Here is a 23,626-nt window from a genome sequence, read left to right on the forward strand (position 1 = left end):
CAACAAGCACACGGTGCAACTGTGGACAGAGTGGGTCTCGCGAGGCCTCTCGGCCACGAAGGATTGCGGGCGGCTATTCACGTTGATCGCACAATGCAGGGTCGGCCATCGACCCGGACGCATCGAGCCGCGAATGCGAAAACGAAGGCCCAAACCCTACCCCTGGTTGAAGGTGCCCCGCGACCAGGCTCGCCGACACGTCCAGAGGCATGGTCATGCCTATGAGCCAAAGTAAGTGCCATTCCGTTTAAGGAAACTCCCATGCGTCGGCGCATGGACAGCCGTTACGACGGCACGGCGCCGAAAAACAGGCCAGCGCGGCGCGATCCACCGGCTACATAACCCGACCTGCGGCAGGTTGACAGACTGAGAGACTGACGGTCAGCAGGTCAGTACTAGTTGGGATCCCACTCCGACAACCGCCCCGACACCAGCCCAAAGCGCCGGCCGCACCGCGTTGCCAGCGTTTCATCATGCGTCACCAGTACAAACGCGGTGCCGAAGTCGCGCGCCAGTTGCAGCATCAGTTCAAACACACCATCGGCCGTAGACCTGTCGAGGTTGCCGGTTGGCTCGTCTGCCAGCACGCAGGCGGGCTGCGTGACCAGTGCGCGCGCAATCGCCACGCGCTGGCGCTCGCCGCCTGAGAGCTCGGACGGGCGATGATGGATGCGGTCCTTCAGGCCCACGCTTGCCAGCATGTTGGTAGCGGTTTGCGCAGATTCCGCTGGGGTTTGGCGCCTGATCCATAAGGGCATGGCGACGTTGTCGAGGGCGCTGAACTCGGGCAGCAGATGGTGGAACTGGTAGACAAAGCCCAGGTGCTGGTTGCGCAAGCGTCCCTGCTCGGCCGCTGACAGCGTTGACAGGGTTTGGCCCATCAGCTCGACCTGCCCGCCGGTGGGCGCATCCAGCCCGCCCATCAAATGCAGCAAGGTGCTTTTGCCCGAACCCGAAGCGCCGACGATGGCCAACGTTTCGCCGGCGTGCACCTGCAGGTCTACGCCGCGCAGCACGGTCAGGTCAATGGGGCCTTCGTGGAAGCGTTTGGTGAGGCCTTGGGCTTTCAGCACGACTTTGTTTTGGAGCGGGGAGCCCTCACCCCCGCCCTCTCCCAGGGGGAGAGGGAGTGAAGCCCCGGGGAGCGAAGCCTTGGGGAGCGAAGCCTCGCGGAGTGAATCCATGTTGTCTTTATTCATAACGCAGGGCCTCGGCCGGGTTCACCTGGCTGGCGCGCCAGCTGGGGTAAATGGTCGCCAGAAATGCCAGCACCAGCGAGATGACAGCAATCGGCATGATGTCGGCGTACTGCGGCTCGCTGGGCATGCGGCTGATCAGGTAGATGTCGCGGGGCAGGAAGCTCGCATTGAGCAGCCGCTCCAGCGCCGGCACGATGACATCGATATTGAGGGCGATGCCCAGGCCCAGCAGCAGGCCCGAGAAGGTGCCGATCACGCCGACCAGGGCGCCTTGCACCATGAAGATCTTCATGATGCTCTGGGGGCTGGCGCCCAGGGTGCGCAGGATGGCGATGTCGGCGCGCTTGTCGGTCACCGTCATCACCAGCGTGCTGACCAGGTTGAAGGCCGCCACCGCCACGATCAGCGTCAGGATGATGAACATCATGCGTTTTTCGAGCTGCACCGCCGCAAACCAGGTCTTGTTCTGCCGTGTCCAGTCGCGAATCAGCAGGTCCCCGGTCAGGCTTCTGGACAGTTCCAGCGCCACCTCGCGCGCCTGGTGCAAATCTTTCAGCTTGATGCGGATGCCGGTAGGGCCCTCCAGCCTGAAAATCCTGGCGGCATCGTCCTGGTGCAGCATGACGAGCGCGGAGTCGTATTCAAAGTGGCCTGAATCAAAGGTGCCCACCACCGTCATTTGCTTGAGGCGCGGCACCACGCCCGCCGGCGTGACCTGGCCGCTGGGCGCAATCAGGGTGACGGTGTCGCCTTCGCGCACCCCCATGGACCGCGCCAGTTCGCCGCCCAGCACCACGCCAAAACCGCCGCTGACCAGCTTGGGAAAGGCGGTGTCCTTCAATTGCGCAGCCAGGTCGGTGACCTGCCCTTCCAGCGCCGGATCGATGCCGCGCACCAGCGTGCCTTTCATGTCTTCGCCGCGCGCGAGCAGGGCCTGCGCGGCAATAAAAGTGGCAGCGCCTGCGACCTGCGGGTTGGCCTTGATCTCGGCCAGGGTTTTCTGCGGGTCGGGCAAGGCAGTGCCATTGGGCGCGAACACCTCGATGTGCGAAATCACGCCAAGCATGCGGTCGCGCACTTCCTTCTGGAAGCCGTTCATCACGCTCAACACGATGATCAGCGCAGCCACACCCAGCGCGATGCCCAGCATGGACACGCCCGAAATAAAAGAGATAAAGCCGTTGCGCCGCGTGGCCCGGCCAGCCCGGGTGTAGCGCCAGCCCAGAATCAACTCGTAGGGGATTTGCATTCTTAACCTGGCAACCGCAGCTGACCGCTTGTGACTGATCTGAACGAACATTTGTAAATTGACATTTCTTGCCTTCACGACCGATATCGTTGAACGAACACGCTGCACACCCGAGGACGGGCGCGTCCAGCTACCGTTACCAGGTTCAATTGTGGCATCCCGGACAATAGCCCCATGCCAGCCCCGTCCTCATCCCCGCCAGCTTCCCCGCCCCCTCACCTGCTGATTCCATTTGCAGCCTGCAGCACGGAGGCATGGCTGCCGGCCATGCAGGCGTTGCCACGCGACAGCACGCGTCATCTCGGCGAGCTGCTGCGCGGCATGAAACAGACACACATGGATACGGGCGAGCCCTATTCGCTGTCGCCGCCGCATGAACGCGCTCTGGGCCGGGCGCTGGGCCTGGTTCAGCCCGGCACGCCGGATGGCCTGATTCCCTGGGCGGCCAGGGATGCAGCCGGGCAGCGGCATGACGCGGGCAACAAAGCCTGGGCCTGGATCACGCCCTGCCACTGGGCCATGGGGCGCGAACACGCCACGCTGACCGACCCGGCCGCGCTGGCCCTGCGCGAAGACGAATCGCGCGCCCTGCTGGCGGCCATGCAACCCTACTTTGAAACCGACGGCATTACGCTGCATTACCTGTCACCCGAGCGCTGGCTGGCCGAGGGCGAGCTGTTTCGCACCCTGCCCACGGCCTCGCTGGACCGGGTGCTGGGCCGCAACGTGGATGCGTGGTTGCCCGACGCCGGCAGCACCAGCCACCGCACGCAGGAGGCACACGATGTGAAAAGCGCAGCGGCCAAAATCATGCGCCGCCTGCAAAATGAAATGCAGATGCTGCTTTACACGCACCCTTTGAATGACGAGCGGGCCACGCGACGCCAGTTGCCGGTCAACTCCTTCTGGCTCAGTGGTACCGGCGCATTGCCGTCCTTGCCGGCGCCCGGGGTGAATGGGCAGGTCAGCGTGCCGCGCGGCCTGGCCCAGGCCGCCTTTCATGATGACTGGGCCGCTTATGCACAAGCCTGGGCCGCACTGGACGCGGGTGAAATCGCCGGCCTGCTGAAACGCCAGCGCATGGGCGAGTCCGTGCGCCTGACCTTGTGCGGTGAGCGCAGCGCCCAAACCTATGAAAGCAGCCGCCCCGGCCTGTTTGCCAGAGTTTCAAGCCTTTTAACCCCCACCCCACCGGTGGAAGAAGTACTCAAACAACTCTGATCAAACAGCTCTAATCAGGCAGTTCCAATCAGGCAGCTCTAGGAATGACAGCAAGAATGACAGTAAGAATCACGCCATGAAAATACAGGTACGCGACGTGCCGCCGCGCAGCGTCTGGGCGCTGCAGCAGGGCGGCGTTCACCCCTTGCTGGCTCAGCTCTATGCGGCGCGGGGTGTTCACTCGATGGACGAACTCGACGACGGGCTGGGTAAATTGCTGCCGCCGGCCTCGCTGCGCGGCAACCGCGAAGCCGCGCAGTTGCTGGCCGATGCCATGGCCGCCGGGAAGAAAATCTGCGTGGTGGCCGACTATGACTGCGACGGCGCCACCGCCTGCGCCGTGGCCCTGCGCGGCCTGCGCCTGCTGGGCGCACAGAACGTGAGCTACCTGGTGCCCGACCGGGTGATTGACGGCTACGGCCTCACGCCGCCGATAGCCGAGCGGGTGAAGGCCACCGGCGCGGATGTGCTGGTCACTGTGGACAACGGCATTGCCAGCCTGGAGGGCGTGGCACGGGCCAAGGCGCTGGGCATGCAGGTACTGGTGACCGACCACCACCTGCCGGCGCTGCATGACGGCCAGGTGGTGCTGCCCGCCGCCGACGTGATCGTCAACCCGAACCAGCCCGATTGCAGCTTTGAAAGCAAATCGATGGCCGGTGTGGGCGTGATGTTTTATGTGCTGCTGGCGCTGCGCGCCGAACTGCGCGAGCGTGGCGTGTTCGGCCGTCCCGCCGCCGGGCCGCCCCTAGGGGGGACAGCCCCCTCGGGGGGCAGCACAGCACACGAAGTGGCAAGCGTGGGGGCCATTCCTCAACCGAAGCTGGACACACTGCTGCCGCTGGTCGCACTCGGCACGGTGGCCGATGTGGTCAGGCTGGACGCCAACAACCGCCGCCTGGTGGCGCAGGGACTCAAGCGCATTCGTGCGGGCGCGCTGCCGGCCGGCCTGGCAGGCCTGTTCACCGCAGCCGGCCGCCACGCAGCGCTGGCCACCACCTTCGATTTCGGCTTTGCACTCGGCCCGCGCATCAATGCGGCTGGCCGCCTCGCCGACATGACGCTGGGCATTGAATGCCTGCTCACGGATGACGCGGCGCGGGCCGGCGAGCTGGCCCGCATGCTGGACGGCATCAACCGCGAACGCCGGGACATCGAGGCGGGCATGCGCGAGCAGGCCCAGCTGGCGGCTGACGCCATGATTGATGAGGATGAAGAACCGCCGCCGGCCATCGCGATTTTTGACCCCGAGTTTCACGAAGGCGTGGTCGGCATCGTGGCCTCGCGCATCAAGGACAAACTGCACCGCCCGACCTTTGTCTTTGCCGCCAGCCAGGCACCGGGCAAGGAGCACGAGCTCAAGGGTTCAGGCCGCTCGATTGCCGGCTTTCATCTGCGCGACGCGCTGGACCTGGTCGCCAAACGCCACCCGGGCGTGCTGTTGCGCTTTGGTGGCCACGCCATGGCGGCCGGCTGCACCATTGCCGAAGAGCGCTTTGAGCAGTTCGAACAAGCGCTGCAACAAGTCGCCCACGAGTGGCTGGATGCCGCCACGCTGACGCGGCGCCTGGACACCGACGGTCCGCTGCCGGCCGAGTACCGCCGTACCGATGTGGTGGACACCTTGCACCGGGAAGTCTGGGGACAGGGGTTTGCGGCCCCCACCTTCAGCGAGGAAGTCGAAGTGGTGTCACAACGGCTGGTGGGTGAAAAACACCTGGCCCTGAAACTGAAGCATCAGGGCCAACCGGTGGACGGTATCTGGTTCGGTCACACCACGGCACTGCCCGCGCGCGTGACGATCGCGTTCAGGCTGGATGCCGATGAGTGGCAGGGCGTCAAGCGCGTGCGCTTTTTGGTAGAAGGCGCCGAGCTTTAGCGTGGTTTTGCAGGGTGTGTCGCGGGGGCTTGCGGGCGAGACGGCAACACCGCGCTGGTTGTCTGCCTGCGTGTAGAGGGCCCTGTCCGACGGTGCTTGGGTGGAGCCGCCTACAGTCCGGCGCAGGGGCGGCGGCAATGATTGGCGTATAGCTACGCTGCATCGGCGCGTCAACCACCCAAAGGACATCATGAACACCATCATTTACATCGTAGGCCTCGTCGTGATCATCGGCGTCATCCTGTCGTATTTCGGTTTTCGCTGAGCTCAGCCTGGCGAGCTGCGATAGCCAACTGGCGATGGCTAGCTGATGATGGCATAGTCTCCGCCACGCTCCAGGGCACGCTGGTAAGCCGGCCTGGCATGAATGCGCTGGAGAAAATCCATCAACCGGGGCCGGCTTGCGTTCAACCCGCCCCGCGCGGCAGCGGCTTCCAGCGGGAAACTCATCTGAATGTCGGCGCCGCTGAATTCGTCACCGGCAAACCAGCCGCTCTCGCCCAATGAGGCTTCCAGATAATCCAGATGCTGCCTGATCTGCGGCTCGATGAAGGATGCCTTGACCTTGCCGGCAATCGCCCGGGCGATCGGCTTGACCAAAAACGGCATGGGCGCGGTCTCAATCCTGTCGAACACCAGCTTGAGCAAGAGCGGCGGCATGGCCGAGCCCTCGGCGTAATGCAGCCAGTAGCTGTAGCGCAGACGCGCCGGCGTACCGGCAGCGGGGGCCAGGCGCCCCGCACCATGACGCTCGATGAGGTAGTCGATGATGGCCCCCGACTCCGCCAGCGTCAGGCCGCCGTCGGTGATGACGGGCGACTTGCCCAGCGGGTGCACAGCGCGCAGCGAAGCCGGCGCCAGCATGGTTTGGGGATCGCGCTCGTAACGCTGAATGTCATAGGCCAGGCCCAGCTCTTCAAGCAGCCAGACGATGCGCTGTGAACGGGAATTGTTCAGGTGGTGAAGGGTGATCATGGGCAATTCCCCGGTGAGATCAAAGGTCAAATCAAAGGCAAGGGTCAAATTGAGCAGCCATGGCAGGCAATGGCCTCTCCCTCTCCAATAGCAAAAACTGGGCCCCACCCGCGCCCGGTCAGCCGTATTCGCTGCAGCCGCAGGTCATAGCGCCTAAAATGGGATTGTGACGTTCAAAAACATCCTCAATGCCGATCTGCATTGCCATTCCGTCGTATCCGACGGCACCTTGACCCCGGAGGCCCTGGCAGAGCGCGCCAAAACCAACGGCGTGGAGTTGTGGGCCCTGACAGACCATGACGAGATTGGCGGCCAGCAGCGTGCCGCGGCCGCCGCCAGTGCGCAGGGGCTGTATTACCTCACCGGCACGGAAATATCGGTCACCTTTGCCGGCGAGACCGTGCACATTGTGGGCCTGGGTTTTGATGCCGACGATGCAGACTTGCAGCAAGGTCTGCGCAACACGCGGGGCGGGCGTGAGCAGCGCGCCATGGAAATGTCTGACGGCCTGGCCAAGGTAGGCATCAAAGGGGCTTACGAAGGGGCCCTGAAGTTTGTCGGCAACCCCGAGCTGATTTCGCGCACGCACTTTGCCCGCTTTCTGGTGGAGTCCGGCGTGTGCCGCGAAACAGCCGACGTCTTTCGCAAATACCTCACCGAAGGCAAACCCGGTTATGTGCCCCATCGCTGGGCCAATCTGCGTGACGCTGTGGGCTGGATCACGAAGGCCCAGGGCGTGGCGGTTATCGCCCATCCGGGCCGCTACAAGTTCACACCCAATGAAGAGTACGCGCTCTTCACCGAATTCAAGACGCATGGGGGGCAAGGGGTTGAAGTCGTCACGGGCAGCCACACCCCGCAGGAATACCTGAAATACGCCGAAACCGCCAGGGAATTCGGCCTGGCGGCCTCGCGCGGCAGCGACTTTCACAGCCCCGACGAGAGCCACACCGACCTGGGCACCTTGCCCTTTTTGCCGGGTGAACTCACCCCGGTATGGGACCTGCTGGCGGACCGGATCCAGTAATGGCCGGCCCCGCAAGAACCGCTCCCCACGCTCTGACCGGCATCGCGCTCCAGGTGGCGGCGATGGCCTGCTTTGCCCTGCTGGACACCACCACCAAATTCATCAGCGCGAGTGTGCCGGTGCTGATGGCCCTGTGGTTCCGCTATGCCTTCCAGGCGGTTGCCACCACGGCGGCCGTGCTGCCGACGCGCGGCCGCTCGCTGCTGCGCACGGCTCACCCCCGCTTTCAATGCCTGCGTGGCGTGCTGCTGCTGACCTCGAGCATGCTGGCGTTCTTCAGCCTCAAGTACATGCCAGTAGGCGAATTCACGGCCATCGTGATGATCTCGCCGCTCATCATCACCCTGCTCGCCTCGCTGACGCTGGGCGAGCGGGTCTCGGTGCTGCGCTGGGCGCTGGTGGTCGGCGGCTTCATGGGCACCCTGATCATCATCCGCCCGGGCGACGACACCTTTGACTGGACGATGCTGCTGCCGCTGGCGCTGGTGGCCTGCCACGCCTGGTTCCAGATCCTGACCAGCCGCCTCGCCCGCACTGAAGACCCCGTCACCATGCATTTTTATACCGGCTGGGTGGGCACACTGATCGCATCGCTGGCGCTGCCGTTTGCCTGGACGTGGCTGGACTCCTGGACGCTGTGGGCCGGCCTGATGCTCATGGGGGTCATGGGCACCGTTGGGCATTTCATGATGATCCTGGCCTATGGCCGGGCACCGGCGTCGACCCTGACACCCTTTCTCTACACCCAGATCGGCTTTGCCATGATCGGCGGCTGGCTGGCGTTTTCACATGTACCCGATCGCTGGTCGATACTCGGCATAGCGCTGATTGCGGTATGCGGTGCAGCCGGCGCGTGGCTGTCTGTGCGCGAGACCCGGGTGCCCGTTGCCCCCCCTGAATCCTGAAACACCGCCATGGCCCAGTTTTTCGAAGTTCATCCCGACAATCCCCAAATACGGCTGCTCAAACAGGCGGTGAACCTGCTTGCGCGCGGGGGCGTCGCAGCCGTACCGACCGACTCCAGCTACGCGCTGGTCTGCCATCTGGACGACAAGGCCGCGGCCGACAGCCTGCGCCGTATTCGCGGGGTGGATGACAAGCACCACCTCACGCTGCTGTGCCGCGACCTGAGCGAGCTGGCCAACTATGCGCGGGTCGACAACAAGCAGTTCCGCCTGCTCAAGGCGGCCACGCCCGGGCCCTACACCTTCATCCTGGAGGCCAGCAAGGAAGTGCCACGGCGTCTGAGCCACCCGTCCCGCAAAACCATTGGCCTGCGCGTGCCTGGGCACAAGACGCTGCAGGCCTTGCTGGAGCTGCACGGCGCGCCGTTGCTGGCCACCACGCTGATCCTTCCCGGACCCGGCAGCCCGCCCCACGAACCGCTCAACGATGCGCGCGAGATCCGCGACCAGCTGGAGCATGAACTGGCCGCCGTGATCGACGCGGGCGCCTGCCACCAGGCGCCCACCACCGTGATCGACCTGACGCCCATGGGCGAGGGCGGCGAACCGGTGGTGGTCCGCAAGGGCCGTGGCGACCTAGCGGCGCTGGGCCTGTAAGCGCGTCTGAGACAATCCGGGGATGGATATCGCCAACCTCATTCAAACCATCGCCATTTATGCGCTCCCCGTGCTGTTTGCCATCACGGTGCATGAGGCGGCGCACGGCTACGTGGCCCGCCACTTCGGTGACAACACCGCCTGGGCGCAGGGCCGCGTCACACTCAACCCGCTCAAGCACATCGACCCGCTGGGCACCATCGTGATGCCCCTGGTGCTGTACCTGGCCACATCGGGCGCATTTTTGTTCGGCTACGCCAAACCGGTGCCGGTGGAGTTCGGCAAACTGCGCAACCCCAAGCGCGACATGGTCTGGGTGGCGTTGGCCGGCCCCGGCGCCAATCTCCTTCAGGCCCTGCTGTGGGGCATCTTGCTGTATCTGCTGCGCGGCGCCAACATGACCGAACCGTTTTTCATCAGGATGTGCCAGGCGGGCGTGCTGGTCAATGTGGTGATGTTTGTCTTCAACCTGTTTCCGCTGCCGCCGCTGGACGGTGGCCGCATTCTGGTCGGTCTGCTGCCCTACAAACAGGCGTTGCTGGTTTCGCGCATCGAGCCCTGGGGCTTTTTTGTGGTGATGGCGCTGGTGATTGCCGGCGTGATCAGCAATCTCTGGATGCGCCCGCTAATGGCGCTGACCTACACCTTTCTGGAAACCGTGTTGATGCCCCTGGCCATGCTGGTGCGATGATGATGACCAACCCACAAACTGACGCCAGTGTGCGTTCCACCCCCAGCGCCTCGCCGCTGCGCTTCCTGACCGGCATTACCACCACGGGTACGCCCCACCTGGGCAACTTCGTGGGCTCGATCCGGCCGTCGGTGGCCGCCAGCCGCCTGCCCGGCGTGCAGAGTTTTTACTTTCTTGCCGACTACCACGCACTGATCAAATGCGACGAGCCCGCGCGCATCCAGCGCTCCACGCTGGAAATAGCCGCCAGCTGGCTGGCCGCCGGACTGGACCCCGAGCGCGTGACGTTTTACCGCCAGTCCGACATCCCGGAAATTCCCGAACTCACGTGGCTGCTGACCTGCGTCACCGGCAAGGGCGTGCTGAACCGCGCCCATGCCTATAAGGCCTCGGTCGACAAGAACATGGCCGCCGGCAGTGATCCGGATGCCGATGTCACGGCCGGCCTGTTCATGTACCCGGTGCTCATGGGCGCCGATATCCTGATGTTCAAGACGCACAAGGTGCCGGTCGGGCGCGACCAGATCCAGCACATTGAAATGGCGCGCGACATGGCGCAGCGCTTCAACCATCTGTATGGCGAGCACCTGGTGTTGCCGGAAGCGGTGATTGAAGAATCCGTGGCGCTGCTGCCCGGCCTGGACGGGCGCAAGATGAGCAAGAGCTACGACAACACCATTCCTCTGTTCACGCCGCGCGAGCAGCTGCGCAAGGCCATCAGCGGCATCGTGACCGACTCGCGCGCGCCGGGCGAGCCCAAGGAAGTCGAAGGCTCCGCGCTGTTCCAGATTTACCAGGCTTTCGCCAGCGTGGAAGAGACGGCCGCGCTGCGCCATGCTTATGCCGACGGCATTGCGTGGGGCGATGCCAAACAGATGCTCTTCGAGCGCATAGACCGCGAAGTGGCGCCCATGCGCGAGCAGTACCAGACGCTGATCAACGATGCCGGCCGCCTCGAAGCCGTCCTTCTGGCCGGCGCCGAGAAAGCCCGCGCTGTGGCAAAACCTTTCATGGCCGAGCTGCGCCAGGCCGTGGGGCTGCGCAGCCTGGGCTCAGGCGCGGTGGCCGCGCCCAAAAACAAGGCGGCCAAAACCGCGGCCCCGGCCTTCAAGCAATACCGCGAAAAAGACGGCCGGTTTTATTTCAAGCTGCTGGACGCCGATGCCCGCCTGCTGCTGCAAAGCCAGGGTTTTGACTCGCCACGCGACGCAGCGCAAACCATTTCAGCCCTGCAGAAAGAAGGTCCCGCCGCGCTGGCCGCGCTGCAGGACAAGGTCGCTGCGGCACCCGGCATTTCAGCCAGTGATGTGGCTGCGGCTTTGCAGTTTTTTGCGGCTGGCGTTCACTGAGGACCGGCGGCACCGGGGGTCGGGACTGCCAGGGAGGCGTGGCGTCTGACCGCCCCGCCAGATGACAGGTATCGGGCATGACCGCAATCACCCGAGAGAAATCAGGGACTCCTTGAACTGTTGTTTTTTTGAAGCAGACCCGAGAAAATATACCGAAACTTCGGGATTTTCCATGCCCTGAATTTGACTTTCACCAGTTATGCTCAGCAGCTGCCGAATCGATACTTCACCCCTGAATTAATGAGCATTTTTGTTATAGACGACCATCCCCTGATGCGGGAAGCCGTTGTCATGCTGATACGCCGTTTGAGCAGCAAGGCCACCGTGACCGAGCTGGACCGGCTGGCCGCTGTCATGCCCGCCGTAGAACAGCATGGCGTGCCGGAATTGATCTGCCTGGATCTCAAGCTGCCCGACACCAATGGCGTGTCCGGGGTGCGCGAACTCAAACGGCAGTTTCCGGATGTTCCGCTGGTGGTGCTCTCGGCTGCGCCTGCCCAGGACTATGAAGACCTCTCGATCGAAGCCGGTGCCGACGCCTATATTCAAAAATCCGCAGGCGCCACCGAAATCTCCAATGTCTTGCGCATCTTCCTGAACGAAGAACTGGAGCCCGCATCCGCCGCTCCCACCGAAAAGCTGTCCAAGCGCCAGAAGCAACTGCTGGTCATGCTCGACAAGGGCATGAGCAACCGTGATATTGCAGAAGAGCTTCAAATCAGCGAGCACACCGTCAAAGTGCATCTGTGGCGCCTGTTCCGGCGCCTCAACGTCAAGAGCCGCTCGCAGGCCAGTCATCTTGCGCGAACCCAGGGCCTGCTGTAGCCGCCGGGCTCGCGCCTCCGGCGTCATCGCCAGGACTCGTCAGCTCTACCCAGAACACACTTCCCCGGCCGGCCCGGGATGACATGCCCACCGGGTGGTTGAGCACGTAGCTCAGACGGGAGACGATGGCCAGCCCCAGGCCGAAGCCATCTTCCGTGCCCTGCCGGGGAATCCGGTAAAACTCCTGAAAAATCGCCTGCTGGTGGGTTTGGGCTATGCCCACGCCGGTGTCCCAGATCTCAATGCAGCGCACACCGCGTCTTTGCCGCACAGCCAGCAACACGCCGCCCTGATGGGTGTTGCGCAAGGCGTTCGACAGCAGGTTGCCCACCAGCCGCTTGAGCAGCACCGGGTCAGACCTGACCTTGCCGGGCACCGTCCGGGTCCTCAACCGCAGGCCACGCTCCACGGCCAAGGGGGCATATTGCACCTCCAGGTCCTGGATAAGGCCCGTCAAGTCAACCTCCTGCAGGTTGACCTTCGACGGATCTGAATCCAGCCCGGCAAGATCAAAAAGGGAGTTGAACAAATCCTGGACGGCCTTGGTAGAGCGGACGATTTTGGGCGCGATCTGCGAGACGAATTGCGGTTCCGCAGCCAGCCAGTCGGCATACAGGCCCAGCGCGTGGACTGGTTGGCGCAAGTCATGGGCAGCACTGGCGATAAACCGGTTTTTGATGTCTACCGCCTCCAGCGCCGCCCGGCTTTTTTCGGTCAGGGAAGCGATCAGTTTCGAATTGTCAAATTGCAATACGAGATTGGACCGCTGCACTTCATGAAACCGTTTACCCGAAATGCGGATCACGGCCCAGTAAATCAGGATCAGTGCCACCATCCCATAGGTATTGAAAGTGGAAGGAATGCCACGCTCCAGGACGAGGTGGTAGACCAGGGCAGCCAGCACCGCAAGCACCAGTCCATTGACATAGCCTGAAAAGTACCGCAGGTAGGCTGAGAAAGTTCCCACGGCGAAACCGGCCATGCCGATCAGAACGGTCATGCAAATAAACTGGTCGTAGACCGGCGCCTTCAGGAAGAACACAAACATGGAGCTTCCCCAGATCACGGCGCTCAACGGCCATATCCAGCCGTAGCGCGCCATGAACGCCTGGAGCGGCGCACCGCTGACCCCCTTGAACTGACTGTGGTAGATGCTGATGACGCGAAAGCGTACCAGGGTGACAGCCACAATCGCCATCGCCCAGAGCCAGAGGCCGACGGGCTCCACGTGACCGTGCAGGATCATCACGATAACGACCACCACGGCCAATGCCGCATGCAAGGCGGGCCGGGCATACCGCATGAAGGTATGGATCAACTCCATTTCAACCCAGGCATCGCGCGGGATCTGCGGAACGCTCTTGGTTTGAACGCTCCTGTCGGTGCCGTTCACTGCAGTGGGGCTCATGGGTGCGAGTTTACCGTCGCACTTTTACTGCGGTCTTTTATTACCGTCTTTTATTGCCGTCTTTTACTGCTCGAGCGGCCACCAGACGAATAGACGGTGTTGCACGCAGCTGACGGCGTTGAAATGTGCCGGCGCCATCCGCAGCCATCAGTTAAAGGTCACCCCGGCCCAACGCACCCGGCCAAGCACCGCAAAATCCCGGTCGGGATCCTCATGGCCCTGAATGTCAAACGGCTCATAGGCCTGGTTATAGCTGCTCACACGCAGTATTTTCCTGGGCAGCCTCTGCAGTTTTTTCACGAGCAAGGCGCCGTCGAGCCTGACAACATGAATGCCTTCGGTGAGGGCATCGCGGTCCTGCAAGTCTGTGAGGACGGCGTCTTTTGAGTGCAACCACGGCTCCATGGAAACACCCACCACCATGGACATGGCAATGTCGTTGTGGGCAATGCCCAGGTCATACCTGATGAAGCGGGCATCAAAGGGACGCATTGCAACCACCGACTCGATGTCTTTGAACGCGTCCTTGCCGACCGAAGATTTGAGGTCGAACAACGGCACATAAATAAATGCGTCCACCTGCACTGCATGCACGCTGTTAGGCACCATGGCGGTGAGCCGGGCCTTGCCTGGCCGCTCATCGCCCAGCAAATGCGCCGGTGTGGTGTTGTATTCCTTGGCGAGCACTTCAAGCTCGAACGCGTCCGGCAGGCTGTCACCACGCTCAATGTTCCAGATGGTGTTGCGGTGAACGCCGACAGTGGCCGCCACGTCATTGATCTCCCTTGCCCCCCGCGCCATCCTGCAGCGCTGGCCAAACTGGCGCATGAAGGCTGTCCTGGCTTCGGTCCGCACTGTTTTCAGGCCAGCCTTGTCCGCTGCCGCAGCAGCGTGATGGAGGTACCAGGCGATCGGCTCCTCAACGCCGACCGGCGGCGCTGGCTCGAAGGAATACGGCTCGGCGTCATCGGGCTCCACCGGCGCTGTTTCTTTTGTGCTCATGAACACTATTCTGTGTCCATAGACACAAAAAAGCAAACACAACTGATCGAATGTCAGGAAAAAATCACAAAAATATCAGCGTTAAATAAATCCTTGAGCAAAAACTTGTTGACTTCATTTTGTTTGTGCTGAAAATAATGGACATGAGCACAAATAAATCGACACCAATACAAGAAGATATGCACCCCGCCGATGTCATTGCTGCTCTGCACAAGCGCGGCTCCAGCCTTCGAAAAATAGCCATTGAGAACGGCTACAGCCATATACAGCGCGTACTGACCAGCCCCTGGTTGGCGGCTGAGCAATTGGTGGCGAAAGCGCTCGATAGAAAGCCGGAAGACCTGTGGCCGTCACGCTACCTGAATCCCGCTGACCGTGCGCTTGCTTTTCAGCAGACCCGCAAGATCACGGTGACCATGCCGCGCCAGCGCAAGCAAACACCCTGCATCACGCACGAGTTGACTGTCGGCAACTTCGGCCCACTCAACGAGGGCATTCCCCATTCCCAGTCATAGCGATAGAGGCTCTGCAAAACAACATCGCAAATGACGCCAGCCGCACCGGGCACTCCAGGGCACAACCGGATGTCAACCATGGGTGACCCCATCACTCAAGACGTGCGCGCACTGTGGCTGCGGCTGCGCAGGGACGGCGGCTGGTGGACGCTGGACATGCTCACGCATCACTGGAAGCCGACCCACACACCGTGCACCGTCCAGCACGCCATGGATGCGCTGGAGGCTGGCGGCTTCGTGGAAAGCCGCGACCAGACGACCCGCCTGAGCTATCGCGTCACTTCGGACTGCGAAACGTTGCCCGGTTTTTTGAGCCGCTATGTCAACCAGGAGGCACCCGATGAGCTCTCGACGAACAACCCGGAAATGAAGCCATCGAAAACGACGCCTCTATTTCCAGTTTTTTGAACCCTGTCTGCTGTTCAGGTACTGCCTGTTGCCAAGGCATTTAAAAAACGGCCTGCTCAAGGATTGAATGTAAAAGGCTACAAATCCAGCACCAGTACTTTCGATCGGGCTCTCGAGCAGCATGGGGTGAATTGATCGTTTCTCTCGTGTTCTTCGCTTGTCAGGTATTGATCATGGTGATCCGGAACGCCCGCTGCCACGCGTGTCAGGCAGGTTCCGCAAATACCTTGCTCGCATGAAACCGGTATCTCTATGCCAAGCCGTGCAACCGCACTGACCACCGTCTCATCGGCAGCAACCACTACAGACTGTCCGGTGCTCGAAATGCGAACTTCGAAGGAATCGCCGGTTGTCGGCTGCGGCGGCGAAAAGGTCTCATAGTGCACCTGGCCGCCCGGCCAATCCAGCGCGGAGGCCGTTTCCAAAACGTGGTGCAGGAAACCGGTAGGGCCGCAGGTGTAAATATGCGCATCGCGCTGCAGGGTTTCGAGACGTGAACGCAAGGGCCTGGCGCCCGCGACAGCCTCATCATCCAGGTGCAACACCACATTTCCGGCAAAGCCGCTGTTCTGGAGTTCGGCAAGGAATGCCACGCGGTCCCTGGAGCGCGCGAAATAGTGCAGCGCAAAGGTGTTGCCCAGCGCGTGCAGCTGATACGCCATCGCCAGCAAAGGCGTCACGCCGATACCGCCTGCCAGCAGAATGCTGGCTTGCTCCCCTGCAGCCAGTCTGAAGAGATTGCGCGGCGCACTGATGCGCAGGGTATCGCCTTCGTGCACCAGGTCATGGACCGCCTCGGACCCTCCACGGGATTTCGGGTCCCTGAGCACCGCGATGCGATAGCGGTCTTTCTGGTGCGGCATTCCGCACAGGGAGTATTGCCGCACGAGGCCATTGGGGAGATGCACGTCCACATGCGCACCCGCCTCAAACGCGGGAAGCGCCTGCCCATTGACGGACACCAATTCATAGGAATTGATGTCCTGCGCCTCGCGGACTTTCCTCGCGACTTTTACGGCAATCTCATTGGCACTCATGACTTGCACATCACTTCAGGGGACATTGGGACGCGTAGGCATCCTGGTAGCTCTTGAACGGCGTGGAAACCGACTTCAGGTTCAGGCGGCCGCTGCCATCCCTGGCTACTTCCATGATGTGCATGCCCTGTATGGGAAAGTTGTTGTTGCCAAACCTGAAGTCGCCCCGCAGTGACTTGAAATCGGCCGCTTTCAGCGCGGCCATGAACGCCTTCTTGTCGGTGACATTGCCCTTGACCTTGCCGATGGCCGAGTCCAGTAGCTGGGCTGCGTCATAGCTCTGCGCTGCGTAGTTCGAAGGTATGCGTTTGTATTTGCGCTCGAATTCCTCGACGAACTGTTTGCTCTGGGCGTTCTGGAAGTCAGGCGCCCAAAAGCCGCCGCTCACGATCCCGATGGCCGAATCACCAATGGCCGGCAGCGACAGCGCGTCGGCGATGAAGGTCGACAGCAAAGGCAGGTTCTTCGACATGCCGGCTTGGGCGTACTGCTTGGCAAACGCCACGCCCAGACCACCGGGGAAGAATGCAAATACCGCATCAGGCTTGGCTGCAGAGACCTGCGACAGCTCGGCCGAAAAATCCATCTGCGTCAGCGAGGTGTAGACCTCGTCTGCCAGCGGCCCCTTGTAATAACGCTTGAAGCCCGCAACGATGTCCTTGCCGGCCTGGTAGTTGGGCGCCAGCACAAAGACTTTTTTATAGCCCTTGTCTTTTGCGTACTGGCCCACGGCCTCCGCCGCCTGGTCACCCTGCCAGGAGGTGATGAACTGGTAAGGCGAACACTGGCTGCCAGCGATCTGCGACGGGCCCGCATTCGACCCAACCAGAAAGACTTCCTTGTCGGTCACGTACTTGTGCACGGCCATCATGATGTTGGAGAAAGACACGCCGGTGATGATGGGCACGTTTTCTTTTTCAATGAGGCGACGCGCGGCCTGGTTGGCCACGTCCGGCTTGAGCTGGCTGTCTTCCTTGACCAGCTGCACCGGCACGCCGCCCAGCTTGCCGCCGTTGCGCTCAAGCAGCAAATTGAAGCCATCGAGCTGGTCTTGGCCCACGCCAGCCGTGGGGCCTGACAGCTCCCCCATGAAACCGATCTTTATCGGCGTCGTCTGCGTCCAGCCGGTGACCAGCGAGAGCATGAGGCCGGCGCCGGCCAGGCATTGAATCACTTGTCTTTTCATCACTGTCTCCGTTTATGAATTCGTGAAATGGTGATTTCAAACACTCGCGGGTGCAGCTCGAACCACCTTGATGGGCACCGCTGGCGTCTCGATGGCGGCGTCTACTTTGACCATGCGTTCGATGGCCCGGCGCATGCGCACCGGACCCGCATCCACACTCAACAGCACCGGCTTCATCTCCCAGAAGTCGTTGTCGCCAATGGCCGCCTGTTGTGCGTTGATGATGGGTTTGTCCTGGGCCTCAAATGCGTGACGGCGCAGGGCGGAAAACTTCGCAGCCTCATCGGGCGTCATCCGGGTGCCCGGCGGCATCGCGGCGGCGAAGTGGTAGTGCACCGTTTTCTCCGACTCGGGTGTGAGGATGTGCACGCCGTAATACCAGCCGTGGTCTTCACGCTTGCCGCCCACTTCATGCACGCCGGAGTCCAACAGAAAGCAGCTTGGCGGAATCCAGGTCATGTTGGTCCACATGTCCACCGGCTTGCTGTCGCGGCGATACACCATGTCGAAGATGGGTGGTACTGAAATGTTGGGCATCCAGCGGTTGCAGTGGATCTTGCCGCCCTCTTCCTTGAGCACCTGGTCGGCGCCAACCTGTTCGGGGCTGCCCAGGTAGCCGTCATGCAGATAGGTGATGTGGCTCAGGTCAAGCAGGTTTTCGCCCATCAGTTCGTAGTTGGCCTCGATGTGGAGGTAGCCACGACTGGTGGCAAAGCCAGCTTCGGACTCGAGCACGCTGTAGTCGGGAATGGTCACGGGATCCGCGGCCTGGCTGCCCATCCAGATCCACAGCATGCCGTGCTTTTCGGCGACCGGATAAGAGCGCACCTTGGCTGCCGCCGGCACCTTGCCGTCGCCGTGCGGGTTCTTCACGCACTTGCCCGAACAGTCGAAGGTAAGGCCGTGGTAGGCACATTCGATGGAATCCCCGACGATTTTCCCGAGGTGAAGCGGAATGAAACGATGCGGGCAACGGTCTTGCAACGCGACGGCCGTACCGTCTTCCTTGCGGTAAAAGACCACCATTTCACTGAGCAGTTTTCGGTGAAACATCTCACCGGACTTAACTTCGTTGCCCCAGCAGGCCACGTACCAGGCATTTTTGATGAAGGCCATTCCAGGCTCCTTTGCTAAAGAATAAATTCAGACTGAATTTTCACATACAGAGCGCACGGTTTGTAAGTTAATCGGAAGAATTTTCTAGGGGTTGACCCGCATACGGGGTCCATAATCACGGCTTTCGAACCCATCAACACTCAAAAGGTTTACCGGATGGCCAGTCCCCAGATCAAACGCGCATCGCCGGCATTCGAGCCTGCGAAAAAGACGGCGACTGTGAAGGCCGTGAAAGCGGTCCGTCGCACCCAGGAGGACCGCAGCCGCACCACCAAGGAGAAGCTGCTGGCCGCCACCATCCAAGTGCTTTTGCGCGATGGCTACAGCGGCCTGACGATGAAGGAGGTGGCCAAGGCCTCGGGCGTATCCAACGGTGCGCTGATGCACCACTATGCCAACAAGGCCGAGCTCGTCGTCGAGGCGACGGCCATGGTGTATGAGGAAGCCATCGTGCGGGGACAGCGCATGGCGCAGACCGCCGGTGCGGCTGAAAAGCCCATTGAAGGCTTCATCACCGACTGCCTGAGCGTCTACTTTGACTGGCCCTTCCTGGCGGCGCTCGAAAGCATCGTCGTCGCACGCACCGACCCGGACCTGATGGCCAGGATCCTGCCGGTGATGGAGCGTTACCGCGTCACCTGCGACGACATCTGGATGGGTGTATTCAAAAAAGCCGGCGTACCCACCAAGCGGGCCCGCGTGCTGCTGAACCTGAGCCTGAACCTCGTCCGGGGCATGGGCTTAAACCGTCTCTGGCGACATGACGACGCGCATTACCAGATCTACCTCAAGGAATGGATCACGATGGCGAACCAGCAGCTGGCGCAGCTGAAGTAGTGAACTCGCCGCCGCACCTCACTCGGCATCGGGCTGGCGCGCAGGAGCCGCCGCAGCGAAAGCAGGCAGTGCCTGGCATGTGTTGAATATCGCGGTCAATGTCGGGCAGCCCGACAAATCAACATTGAAACGCTGGGCGCTGAAAACCTGGGGCACCAGGCAGCAGTCGGCCATTGTCGGCGTGTCGCCAAAACAGAAAGCGCCGGTGCGGTCGTGCTGCTGAATTTGCGCTTCGATCGCCTCCAGGCCCAAAGTGATCCAGTGTGCGATCCATTCGCTTTTCTTTTCTTCCGAAATCTCCATGGAGCCGGTCAGATACTTCAGCACCCGCAGGTTGTTGATCGGGTGAATGTCGCAGGCAATGCCCAGCGACAACTGGCGCACAAAAGCCCGATCAGCCGGCGACGGCGGCAGCAGCGGCACCTGCGGATAAACCTCGTCGAGGTATTCCATGATCGCCAGTGACTGACTGATCTGCACGCCCTCCTCGCTCAACACCGGCACCAACGCCTGCGGGTTGATGGCGCGAAACGCGTCGCCAAACTGTTCGCCGCCATGGCGGTTGAGGTGAATGAACACATGCTCGGCCTGAAGACACTTGAGGTTCATCGCGATGCGCACGCGGTACGCTGCCGAGCTGCGAAAGTAGGTGTGAAGGATACGGCCCATTCAGACTCCGAGGTATTGGTGCACGATTTCAGGCTGGCCGCGCAGGTCGTCCGAGGTCCCCTGCCAGACGACGCATCCCTTTTCAATGACAAAGTGCCGGTCAGCCAGACCCATCAGCGCCTTCACGTTCTTGTCGATGACGATCTGCGACAGCCCGTCCTGCTTGAGCTCGGCCAGTGCGCGCCAGATCTCGTGGCGGATGACCGGTGCCAGGCCCTCGGTGGCCTCATCGAGCACCAGCAGCCGCGGATTCGTCATCAGCGCGCGGCCGATGGCCAGCATCTGCTGCTCGCCCCCCGACAGCTGCGACCCCAGGTTGCCGCGGCGCTCTTTCAGCCGCGGGAAGAAGGCGTAGACACGGCCCAGGTCCCAGGTCTTGCCGCGGCCCTTTTGGTCGTCGCGGGCGGTGGCGACCAGGTTTTCTTCCACCGAGAGGTTGGGGAAAACCTGCCGGCCCTCGGGCACCAGCGCCAGGCCCTGGCGCGCGATGCGGTGCGAGGGCAACTGGTCGACGCGATGGCCGGCCACGTGCACGCTGCCGGCCGCCACCGGCAGCATGCCGAACAGGCACTTGACGGTGGTGGAGCGGCCCATGCCGTTGCGGCCGAGCAGCGTGACGACTTCGCCGGCGCCGACTTCAAAGGAGATATCGAACAGCGCCTGCGCATGGCCATAGGAAGCCTGCAGGCCTTGGACGGATAAAAACGGGTTCATGATGGGGTCCTCGCGCACGTCATGCTTCGGCCTCTTCTTCGCCGAGGTAGACCGCCCGCACTTCCGGGTGGTTGCGGATTTCATCGGGCGTTCCGGTGAACAGAATCTTGCCGTAGACCAGCACGCTGATGCGGTCGGCCAGCGCAAACACCGCGTCCATGTCGTGCTCGACCAGCAGGATGGTGTACTGGCGTTTCAGGCGTTGCAGCAGGGCGACGACGGCGGCGGACTCCTGCACGCTCATGCCGGCCATGGGCTCGTCGAGCAGCAGGAACTTCGGCCCCGCGGCCAGGCTCATCGCGAGCTCCAGCTGGCGTCGCTCGCCGTACCCCAGGTCGCCGGCCATCACGTGGAGCCGGTGCGTGAGGCCGCTCGCCTCCAGCGCTTCTTCGGCGAACTGGCGCGCTTCCTTGCCGGCCAGCATCGGCGCCCAGAACTTGAAGGCGTGCTGGCGCGAGCCGAGCGCCGCAAACGTTGCATTCTCCAGCACGCTGAAGTCCTCAAAAATCGAGGTGATCTGATAAGACCGCAGCAGGCCGCGTACCGCGCGTTTGTGGATAGTCAGCGCGGACACATCGGCACCGTTGAACCAGACGCTGCCGCTGTTCGGTGCGAGCTCACCCGACAGCTGGTTGATCAGCGTCGTCTTGCCGGCGCCGTTGGGGCCGATGATGGCGTGGAGCTCGCCCTCGCCGATGTCGAGCGACACGGCGTCGGTGACCAGCAGCGCGCCGTAGCGCTTGGTGAGGGAGTCGGTGCGAAGTACGCTGGCCATCACAGGGCTCCCTTCGCCACACCCGTCGCCGCCACAGCCGCTGCGGTGGTGGTCGTGGTAGTGGGCGTGGTAGTAGTGGTAGAGATGATTTTGGCGGGCTGCTTTCCACGGGAATCGAAGCGCTGCAGCAGGCCGATGATGCCGCGCTTGCCCAGGAGGGCGACGATGACGATGAGCGGGCCGAAGATGACCATCCAGTGATCGGTGAAGCCTTTCAGGACCTCTTCAAGACCCAGGAAGACCAGCGCGCCCATCAAGGGGCCGAACACCGTGCCAAGACCGCCGATCACCACGATGACGATCAGCTCGCCGGAGACCGCCCAGGCCAGGGTGCTGGGCGAGGCGAAGGCATTGAGGTTGGCCAGCAGCAGACCGGCCACGCCGCACAACATGCCCGACATCACATAGGCCAGCAACTGGTAACGCAGCACCGGGATGCCGGCGGCATTGACCCGGCGCGCGTTCTGTTTGGCGCCGCGGATCACCATGCCGAAGGGCGCGGTGCGCAGCCTGGCGAGCCACCAGATCGACAGCACCAGCACGACAAAGGCGACGACGTAGACACTGGTCGCGGACGACAGATCGAGCGGGCCGAAGCGGCTGGTCTGCGCGATGGACATGCCGTCATCGCCGCCGTAGTTCTTCAGGCTGACGAACAGAAAGTAACCCATCTGCGCGAAGGCCAGCGTGATCATGATGAAGGCGATGCCGGTGGTGCGCAGGCTGATGGCGCCCGTGACCAGCGCGACCAGGCCGCACACGCCCAGGCACAGCGCCAGGTGCACCCAGCCGTTGCCGACCCCATAAAAAGATGCCAGGCCGACGGCATAGCCCCCCAGTCCGAGGAAGAGCGAATGCCCGAAGCTGACCAGCCCGCCGTAACCCAGCGCGATGTTCAGCGCGCAGGCAGCGATCGCGTAGATGATGATGCGCGCAAAGAAGGCCACATAAAACTGCTGGCCGGTGGCCTGCGCCACCAAGGGAACGGTCGCCAGCAGCAGCAATACCAGCAGGGGAACCCAGGCGCTGGGCCGTGAAATAAGGGGAGTCATCGCCATCACCTTCACCTGTTCGCCGGAAAAAGACCTTGCGGCCGCCACGCCAGCACCACCGCCATCAGCAGGTACACCAGCATGGAGGCCAGCGCCGGGCCGGCGGCATCGGCGAACGAGCGCTCGGTGACCTGCCGCAGCATGAAGGGCAAAAATACGCGGCCCATGGTGTCGACGATGCCGACGATGAGCGCCGCATAAAACGCGCCGGTGACCGAGCCGATGCCGCCGATGACGATGACGACCAGCGTGGTGATCAGCACCGACTCGCCCATGCCGGACTGCACCGACAGGATGGGTCCTGCCATCGCGCCGGCCAGGCCCGCGAGCATGGCGCCGACCGCAAACAGCATGGCGTTGAGCAGGCGAATGTTGACGCCCAGGGCCGCCACCATCGCAGGGTTGACGGCGCCGGCGCGGATCAGCATGCCCACGCGGGTCTTGTTGATCAGCAGCCAGGAAGCTATCGCCACCGCCAGACCGACGATGATGATGGCGAACCGGTAGGCCGGGTAGCTGAAGCCGCCGATGTCGATGGCGCCGCCGAGGAATTGCGGCACCTGCAGAAATACCGGCTGCGCTCCCCAGATGATGCGCACCAGTTCGTTGAAGAACAGCACCAGGCCGAAGGTGGCCAGCACATGGTCGAGGTGGTCGCGGCGGTACAGGCGCGCGACGGCGACGAACTCCAGCGCCAGGCCCAGCAGCAGCGAGCCCAGCATGGCCGCCAGCACGGCCAGCCCGAAGGAGCCGGTGTACTGGAAGGCCGTGGCCGCGAAGTACGCGCCCATCATGTAGAGCGAGCCGTGCGCCAGGTTGACGAAGCTCATGATGCCGAAGACCAGCGTCAGGCCTGCAGCCAGCAGAAACAGCAGGACGCCGTACTGCAGGCCGTTGAGCAGTTGCGCAAAAACAAGCGTGCTGTTCATG

24 protein-coding genes and 1 pseudogene are annotated in these 23,626 nt (G+C 62.5%); 12 read left to right on the forward strand and 13 right to left on the reverse strand.

The features are described from left to right. Positions 1 to 235, forward strand: a pseudogene (locus AC1DUR_RS15235) (IS4 family transposase); the annotation flags it as partial. A 160-nt stretch (positions 236 to 395) separates the two neighbouring features. Here the strand turns inward: AC1DUR_RS15235 and lolD are convergent. After that, entirely contained in the window at positions 396 to 1,073 is a 678-nt protein-coding gene (lolD, locus tag AC1DUR_RS15240) for a lipoprotein-releasing ABC transporter ATP-binding protein LolD (protein WP_477719813.1), read from the reverse strand. A 118-nt stretch (positions 1,074 to 1,191) separates the two neighbouring features. After that, positions 1,192 to 2,448: a lipoprotein-releasing ABC transporter permease subunit gene (locus tag AC1DUR_RS15245; RefSeq protein WP_477719814.1), complete on the reverse strand. Its 1,257-nt coding sequence runs from the start codon at positions 2,446 to 2,448 to the stop codon at positions 1,192 to 1,194. A 174-nt stretch (positions 2,449 to 2,622) separates the two neighbouring features. Between AC1DUR_RS15245 and AC1DUR_RS15250 the strand changes: the two genes are divergently transcribed. Together AC1DUR_RS15250 and recJ are read left to right on the forward strand one after the other, a co-directional pair. Further along, complete coding sequence (locus AC1DUR_RS15250) at positions 2,623 to 3,669, forward strand: hypothetical protein (protein ID WP_477719815.1); 1,047 nt, start codon at positions 2,623 to 2,625, stop codon at positions 3,667 to 3,669. A 76-nt stretch (positions 3,670 to 3,745) separates the two neighbouring features. After that, positions 3,746 to 5,548: a single-stranded-DNA-specific exonuclease RecJ gene (gene recJ, locus AC1DUR_RS15255; protein WP_477719816.1), complete on the forward strand. Its 1,803-nt coding sequence runs from the start codon at positions 3,746 to 3,748 to the stop codon at positions 5,546 to 5,548. A gap of 303 nt (positions 5,549 to 5,851) precedes the next feature. Here recJ and AC1DUR_RS15260 read toward each other — a convergent pair whose 3' ends face one another. Further along, positions 5,852 to 6,523: a glutathione S-transferase gene (locus tag AC1DUR_RS15260; RefSeq protein WP_477719817.1), complete on the reverse strand. Its 672-nt coding sequence runs from the start codon at positions 6,521 to 6,523 to the stop codon at positions 5,852 to 5,854. A 166-nt stretch (positions 6,524 to 6,689) separates the two neighbouring features. Here AC1DUR_RS15260 and AC1DUR_RS15265 point away from each other — a divergent pair, with 166 nt between their 5' ends. The 6 genes from AC1DUR_RS15265 to AC1DUR_RS15290 all read left to right on the forward strand — a co-directional run bounded on the left by AC1DUR_RS15265 (position 6,690) and on the right by AC1DUR_RS15290 (position 11,977). After that, a complete protein-coding gene (locus AC1DUR_RS15265; protein WP_477719818.1) occupies positions 6,690 to 7,550 on the forward strand; it encodes a 3',5'-nucleoside bisphosphate phosphatase in 861 nt (286 codons plus the stop codon). After that, positions 7,550 to 8,455 (forward strand): DMT family transporter, encoded by a 906-nt coding sequence (locus AC1DUR_RS15270; protein WP_477719819.1) that lies wholly within the window; start codon positions 7,550 to 7,552, stop codon positions 8,453 to 8,455. Before AC1DUR_RS15265 ends, AC1DUR_RS15270 begins: the two co-directional genes overlap by 1 nt. Positions 8,456 to 8,464: 9 nt before the next feature. Further along, positions 8,465 to 9,112, forward strand: coding sequence for an L-threonylcarbamoyladenylate synthase (locus AC1DUR_RS15275; protein ID WP_477719820.1), 648 nt, complete (start codon positions 8,465 to 8,467; stop codon positions 9,110 to 9,112). 22 nt (positions 9,113 to 9,134) lie between these two features. Then, on the forward strand, positions 9,135 to 9,803 hold the full coding sequence (locus AC1DUR_RS15280) for a site-2 protease family protein (RefSeq protein WP_477719821.1): 669 nt from the start codon (positions 9,135 to 9,137) through the stop codon (positions 9,801 to 9,803). Next, a complete protein-coding gene (locus AC1DUR_RS15285) occupies positions 9,803 to 11,152 on the forward strand; it encodes a tryptophan--tRNA ligase (protein WP_477719945.1) in 1,350 nt (449 codons plus the stop codon). Before AC1DUR_RS15280 ends, AC1DUR_RS15285 begins: the two co-directional genes overlap by 1 nt. 240 nt (positions 11,153 to 11,392) lie before the next feature. After that, positions 11,393 to 11,977: a LuxR C-terminal-related transcriptional regulator gene (locus tag AC1DUR_RS15290; protein WP_477719822.1), complete on the forward strand. Its 585-nt coding sequence runs from the start codon at positions 11,393 to 11,395 to the stop codon at positions 11,975 to 11,977. Here the strand turns inward: AC1DUR_RS15290 and AC1DUR_RS15295 are convergent. Further along, complete coding sequence (locus tag AC1DUR_RS15295; protein WP_477719823.1) at positions 11,925 to 13,385, reverse strand: sensor histidine kinase; 1,461 nt, start codon at positions 13,383 to 13,385, stop codon at positions 11,925 to 11,927. The genes AC1DUR_RS15290 and AC1DUR_RS15295 overlap by 53 nt on opposite strands. A gap of 147 nt (positions 13,386 to 13,532) precedes the next feature. Continuing rightward, complete coding sequence (locus AC1DUR_RS15300; RefSeq protein WP_477719824.1) at positions 13,533 to 14,387, reverse strand: XRE family transcriptional regulator; 855 nt, start codon at positions 14,385 to 14,387, stop codon at positions 13,533 to 13,535. A gap of 137 nt (positions 14,388 to 14,524) precedes the next feature. Here AC1DUR_RS15300 and AC1DUR_RS15305 point away from each other — a divergent pair, with 137 nt between their 5' ends. Beyond that, on the forward strand, positions 14,525 to 14,902 hold the full coding sequence (locus AC1DUR_RS15305) for a helix-turn-helix domain-containing protein (protein WP_477719825.1): 378 nt from the start codon (positions 14,525 to 14,527) through the stop codon (positions 14,900 to 14,902). A gap of 78 nt (positions 14,903 to 14,980) precedes the next feature. Further along, on the forward strand, positions 14,981 to 15,310 hold the full coding sequence (locus AC1DUR_RS15310) for a hypothetical protein (protein WP_477719826.1): 330 nt from the start codon (positions 14,981 to 14,983) through the stop codon (positions 15,308 to 15,310). A 77-nt stretch (positions 15,311 to 15,387) separates the two neighbouring features. On the opposite strand, the gene AC1DUR_RS15315 is transcribed toward AC1DUR_RS15310, so the two are convergent. Genes AC1DUR_RS15315 through AC1DUR_RS15325 form a run of 3 tightly spaced genes read right to left on the reverse strand, consistent with a single transcriptional unit; the run spans position 15,388 to position 18,649 of the window. Beyond that, a complete protein-coding gene (locus tag AC1DUR_RS15315; RefSeq protein WP_477719827.1) occupies positions 15,388 to 16,347 on the reverse strand; it encodes a PDR/VanB family oxidoreductase in 960 nt (319 codons plus the stop codon). Between the two features lie 10 nt (positions 16,348 to 16,357). Continuing rightward, positions 16,358 to 17,533, reverse strand: a complete 1,176-nt coding sequence (locus AC1DUR_RS15320; RefSeq protein WP_477719828.1) for an ABC transporter substrate-binding protein — start codon at positions 17,531 to 17,533, stop codon at positions 16,358 to 16,360. A 36-nt stretch (positions 17,534 to 17,569) separates the two neighbouring features. Then, a complete protein-coding gene (locus AC1DUR_RS15325) occupies positions 17,570 to 18,649 on the reverse strand; it encodes a Rieske 2Fe-2S domain-containing protein (protein WP_477719829.1) in 1,080 nt (359 codons plus the stop codon). A gap of 156 nt (positions 18,650 to 18,805) precedes the next feature. On the opposite strand from AC1DUR_RS15325, the gene AC1DUR_RS15330 reads away from it, so the two are divergent. Beyond that, on the forward strand, positions 18,806 to 19,486 hold the full coding sequence (locus AC1DUR_RS15330) for a TetR/AcrR family transcriptional regulator (RefSeq protein WP_477719830.1): 681 nt from the start codon (positions 18,806 to 18,808) through the stop codon (positions 19,484 to 19,486). A gap of 18 nt (positions 19,487 to 19,504) precedes the next feature. Here AC1DUR_RS15330 and maiA read toward each other — a convergent pair whose 3' ends face one another. From maiA to AC1DUR_RS15355, 5 genes are read right to left on the reverse strand one after another with little or no spacing between them, the layout of a single operon-like run. Then, positions 19,505 to 20,155, reverse strand: a complete 651-nt coding sequence (gene maiA, locus AC1DUR_RS15335; protein WP_477719831.1) for a maleylacetoacetate isomerase — start codon at positions 20,153 to 20,155, stop codon at positions 19,505 to 19,507. Continuing rightward, positions 20,156 to 20,869 (reverse strand): ABC transporter ATP-binding protein, encoded by a 714-nt coding sequence (locus AC1DUR_RS15340; RefSeq protein WP_477719832.1) that lies wholly within the window; start codon positions 20,867 to 20,869, stop codon positions 20,156 to 20,158. Between the two features lie 19 nt (positions 20,870 to 20,888). Further along, positions 20,889 to 21,644 carry an ABC transporter ATP-binding protein gene (locus AC1DUR_RS15345; protein ID WP_477719833.1) on the reverse strand — a complete coding sequence of 252 codons (756 nt, stop codon included), beginning with the start codon at positions 21,642 to 21,644 and terminating at the stop codon, positions 20,889 to 20,891. After that, complete coding sequence (locus AC1DUR_RS15350) at positions 21,644 to 22,696, reverse strand: branched-chain amino acid ABC transporter permease (protein ID WP_477719834.1); 1,053 nt, start codon at positions 22,694 to 22,696, stop codon at positions 21,644 to 21,646. Before AC1DUR_RS15350 ends, AC1DUR_RS15345 begins: the two co-directional genes overlap by 1 nt. Before the next feature lie 11 nt (positions 22,697 to 22,707). Continuing rightward, positions 22,708 to 23,625, reverse strand: coding sequence for a branched-chain amino acid ABC transporter permease (locus AC1DUR_RS15355; RefSeq protein ID WP_477719835.1), 918 nt, complete (start codon positions 23,623 to 23,625; stop codon positions 22,708 to 22,710). Position 23,626 lies beyond the last annotated feature (1 nt).

The organism is Polaromonas sp. P4_F4 (assembly GCF_056401355.1).

Excerpts from the sequence above, each read along its gene's own strand:
- AC1DUR_RS15245 (WP_477719814.1), bottom strand. The coding sequence starts at position 2,448 with ATGCAAATCCCCTACGAGTTGATTCTGGGCTGGCGCTACACCCGGGCT.
- AC1DUR_RS15250 (WP_477719815.1), top strand. The coding sequence starts at position 2,623 with ATGCCAGCCCCGTCCTCATCCCCGCCAGCTTCCCCGCCCCCTCACCTG.
- recJ (WP_477719816.1), top strand. The coding sequence starts at position 3,746 with ATGAAAATACAGGTACGCGACGTGCCGCCGCGCAGCGTCTGGGCGCTG.
- AC1DUR_RS15260 (WP_477719817.1), bottom strand. The coding sequence starts at position 6,523 with ATGATCACCCTTCACCACCTGAACAATTCCCGTTCACAGCGCATCGTC.
- AC1DUR_RS15270 (WP_477719819.1), top strand. The coding sequence starts at position 7,550 with ATGGCCGGCCCCGCAAGAACCGCTCCCCACGCTCTGACCGGCATCGCG.
- AC1DUR_RS15275 (WP_477719820.1), top strand. The coding sequence starts at position 8,465 with ATGGCCCAGTTTTTCGAAGTTCATCCCGACAATCCCCAAATACGGCTG.
- AC1DUR_RS15280 (WP_477719821.1), top strand. The coding sequence starts at position 9,135 with ATGGATATCGCCAACCTCATTCAAACCATCGCCATTTATGCGCTCCCC.
- AC1DUR_RS15285 (WP_477719945.1), top strand. The coding sequence starts at position 9,803 with ATGATGACCAACCCACAAACTGACGCCAGTGTGCGTTCCACCCCCAGC.
- AC1DUR_RS15290 (WP_477719822.1), top strand. The coding sequence starts at position 11,393 with ATGAGCATTTTTGTTATAGACGACCATCCCCTGATGCGGGAAGCCGTT.
- AC1DUR_RS15295 (WP_477719823.1), bottom strand. The coding sequence starts at position 13,385 with ATGAGCCCCACTGCAGTGAACGGCACCGACAGGAGCGTTCAAACCAAG.
- AC1DUR_RS15300 (WP_477719824.1), bottom strand. The coding sequence starts at position 14,387 with ATGAGCACAAAAGAAACAGCGCCGGTGGAGCCCGATGACGCCGAGCCG.
- AC1DUR_RS15305 (WP_477719825.1), top strand. The coding sequence starts at position 14,525 with ATGGACATGAGCACAAATAAATCGACACCAATACAAGAAGATATGCAC.
- AC1DUR_RS15310 (WP_477719826.1), top strand. The coding sequence starts at position 14,981 with ATGGGTGACCCCATCACTCAAGACGTGCGCGCACTGTGGCTGCGGCTG.
- AC1DUR_RS15315 (WP_477719827.1), bottom strand. The coding sequence starts at position 16,347 with ATGAGTGCCAATGAGATTGCCGTAAAAGTCGCGAGGAAAGTCCGCGAG.
- AC1DUR_RS15320 (WP_477719828.1), bottom strand. The coding sequence starts at position 17,533 with ATGAAAAGACAAGTGATTCAATGCCTGGCCGGCGCCGGCCTCATGCTC.
- AC1DUR_RS15325 (WP_477719829.1), bottom strand. The coding sequence starts at position 18,649 with ATGGCCTTCATCAAAAATGCCTGGTACGTGGCCTGCTGGGGCAACGAA.
- AC1DUR_RS15330 (WP_477719830.1), top strand. The coding sequence starts at position 18,806 with ATGGCCAGTCCCCAGATCAAACGCGCATCGCCGGCATTCGAGCCTGCG.
- maiA (WP_477719831.1), bottom strand. The coding sequence starts at position 20,155 with ATGGGCCGTATCCTTCACACCTACTTTCGCAGCTCGGCAGCGTACCGC.
- AC1DUR_RS15340 (WP_477719832.1), bottom strand. The coding sequence starts at position 20,869 with ATGAACCCGTTTTTATCCGTCCAAGGCCTGCAGGCTTCCTATGGCCAT.
- AC1DUR_RS15345 (WP_477719833.1), bottom strand. The coding sequence starts at position 21,644 with ATGGCCAGCGTACTTCGCACCGACTCCCTCACCAAGCGCTACGGCGCG.
- AC1DUR_RS15350 (WP_477719834.1), bottom strand. The coding sequence starts at position 22,696 with ATGACTCCCCTTATTTCACGGCCCAGCGCCTGGGTTCCCCTGCTGGTA.
- AC1DUR_RS15355 (WP_477719835.1), bottom strand. The coding sequence starts at position 23,625 with ATGAACAGCACGCTTGTTTTTGCGCAACTGCTCAACGGCCTGCAGTAC.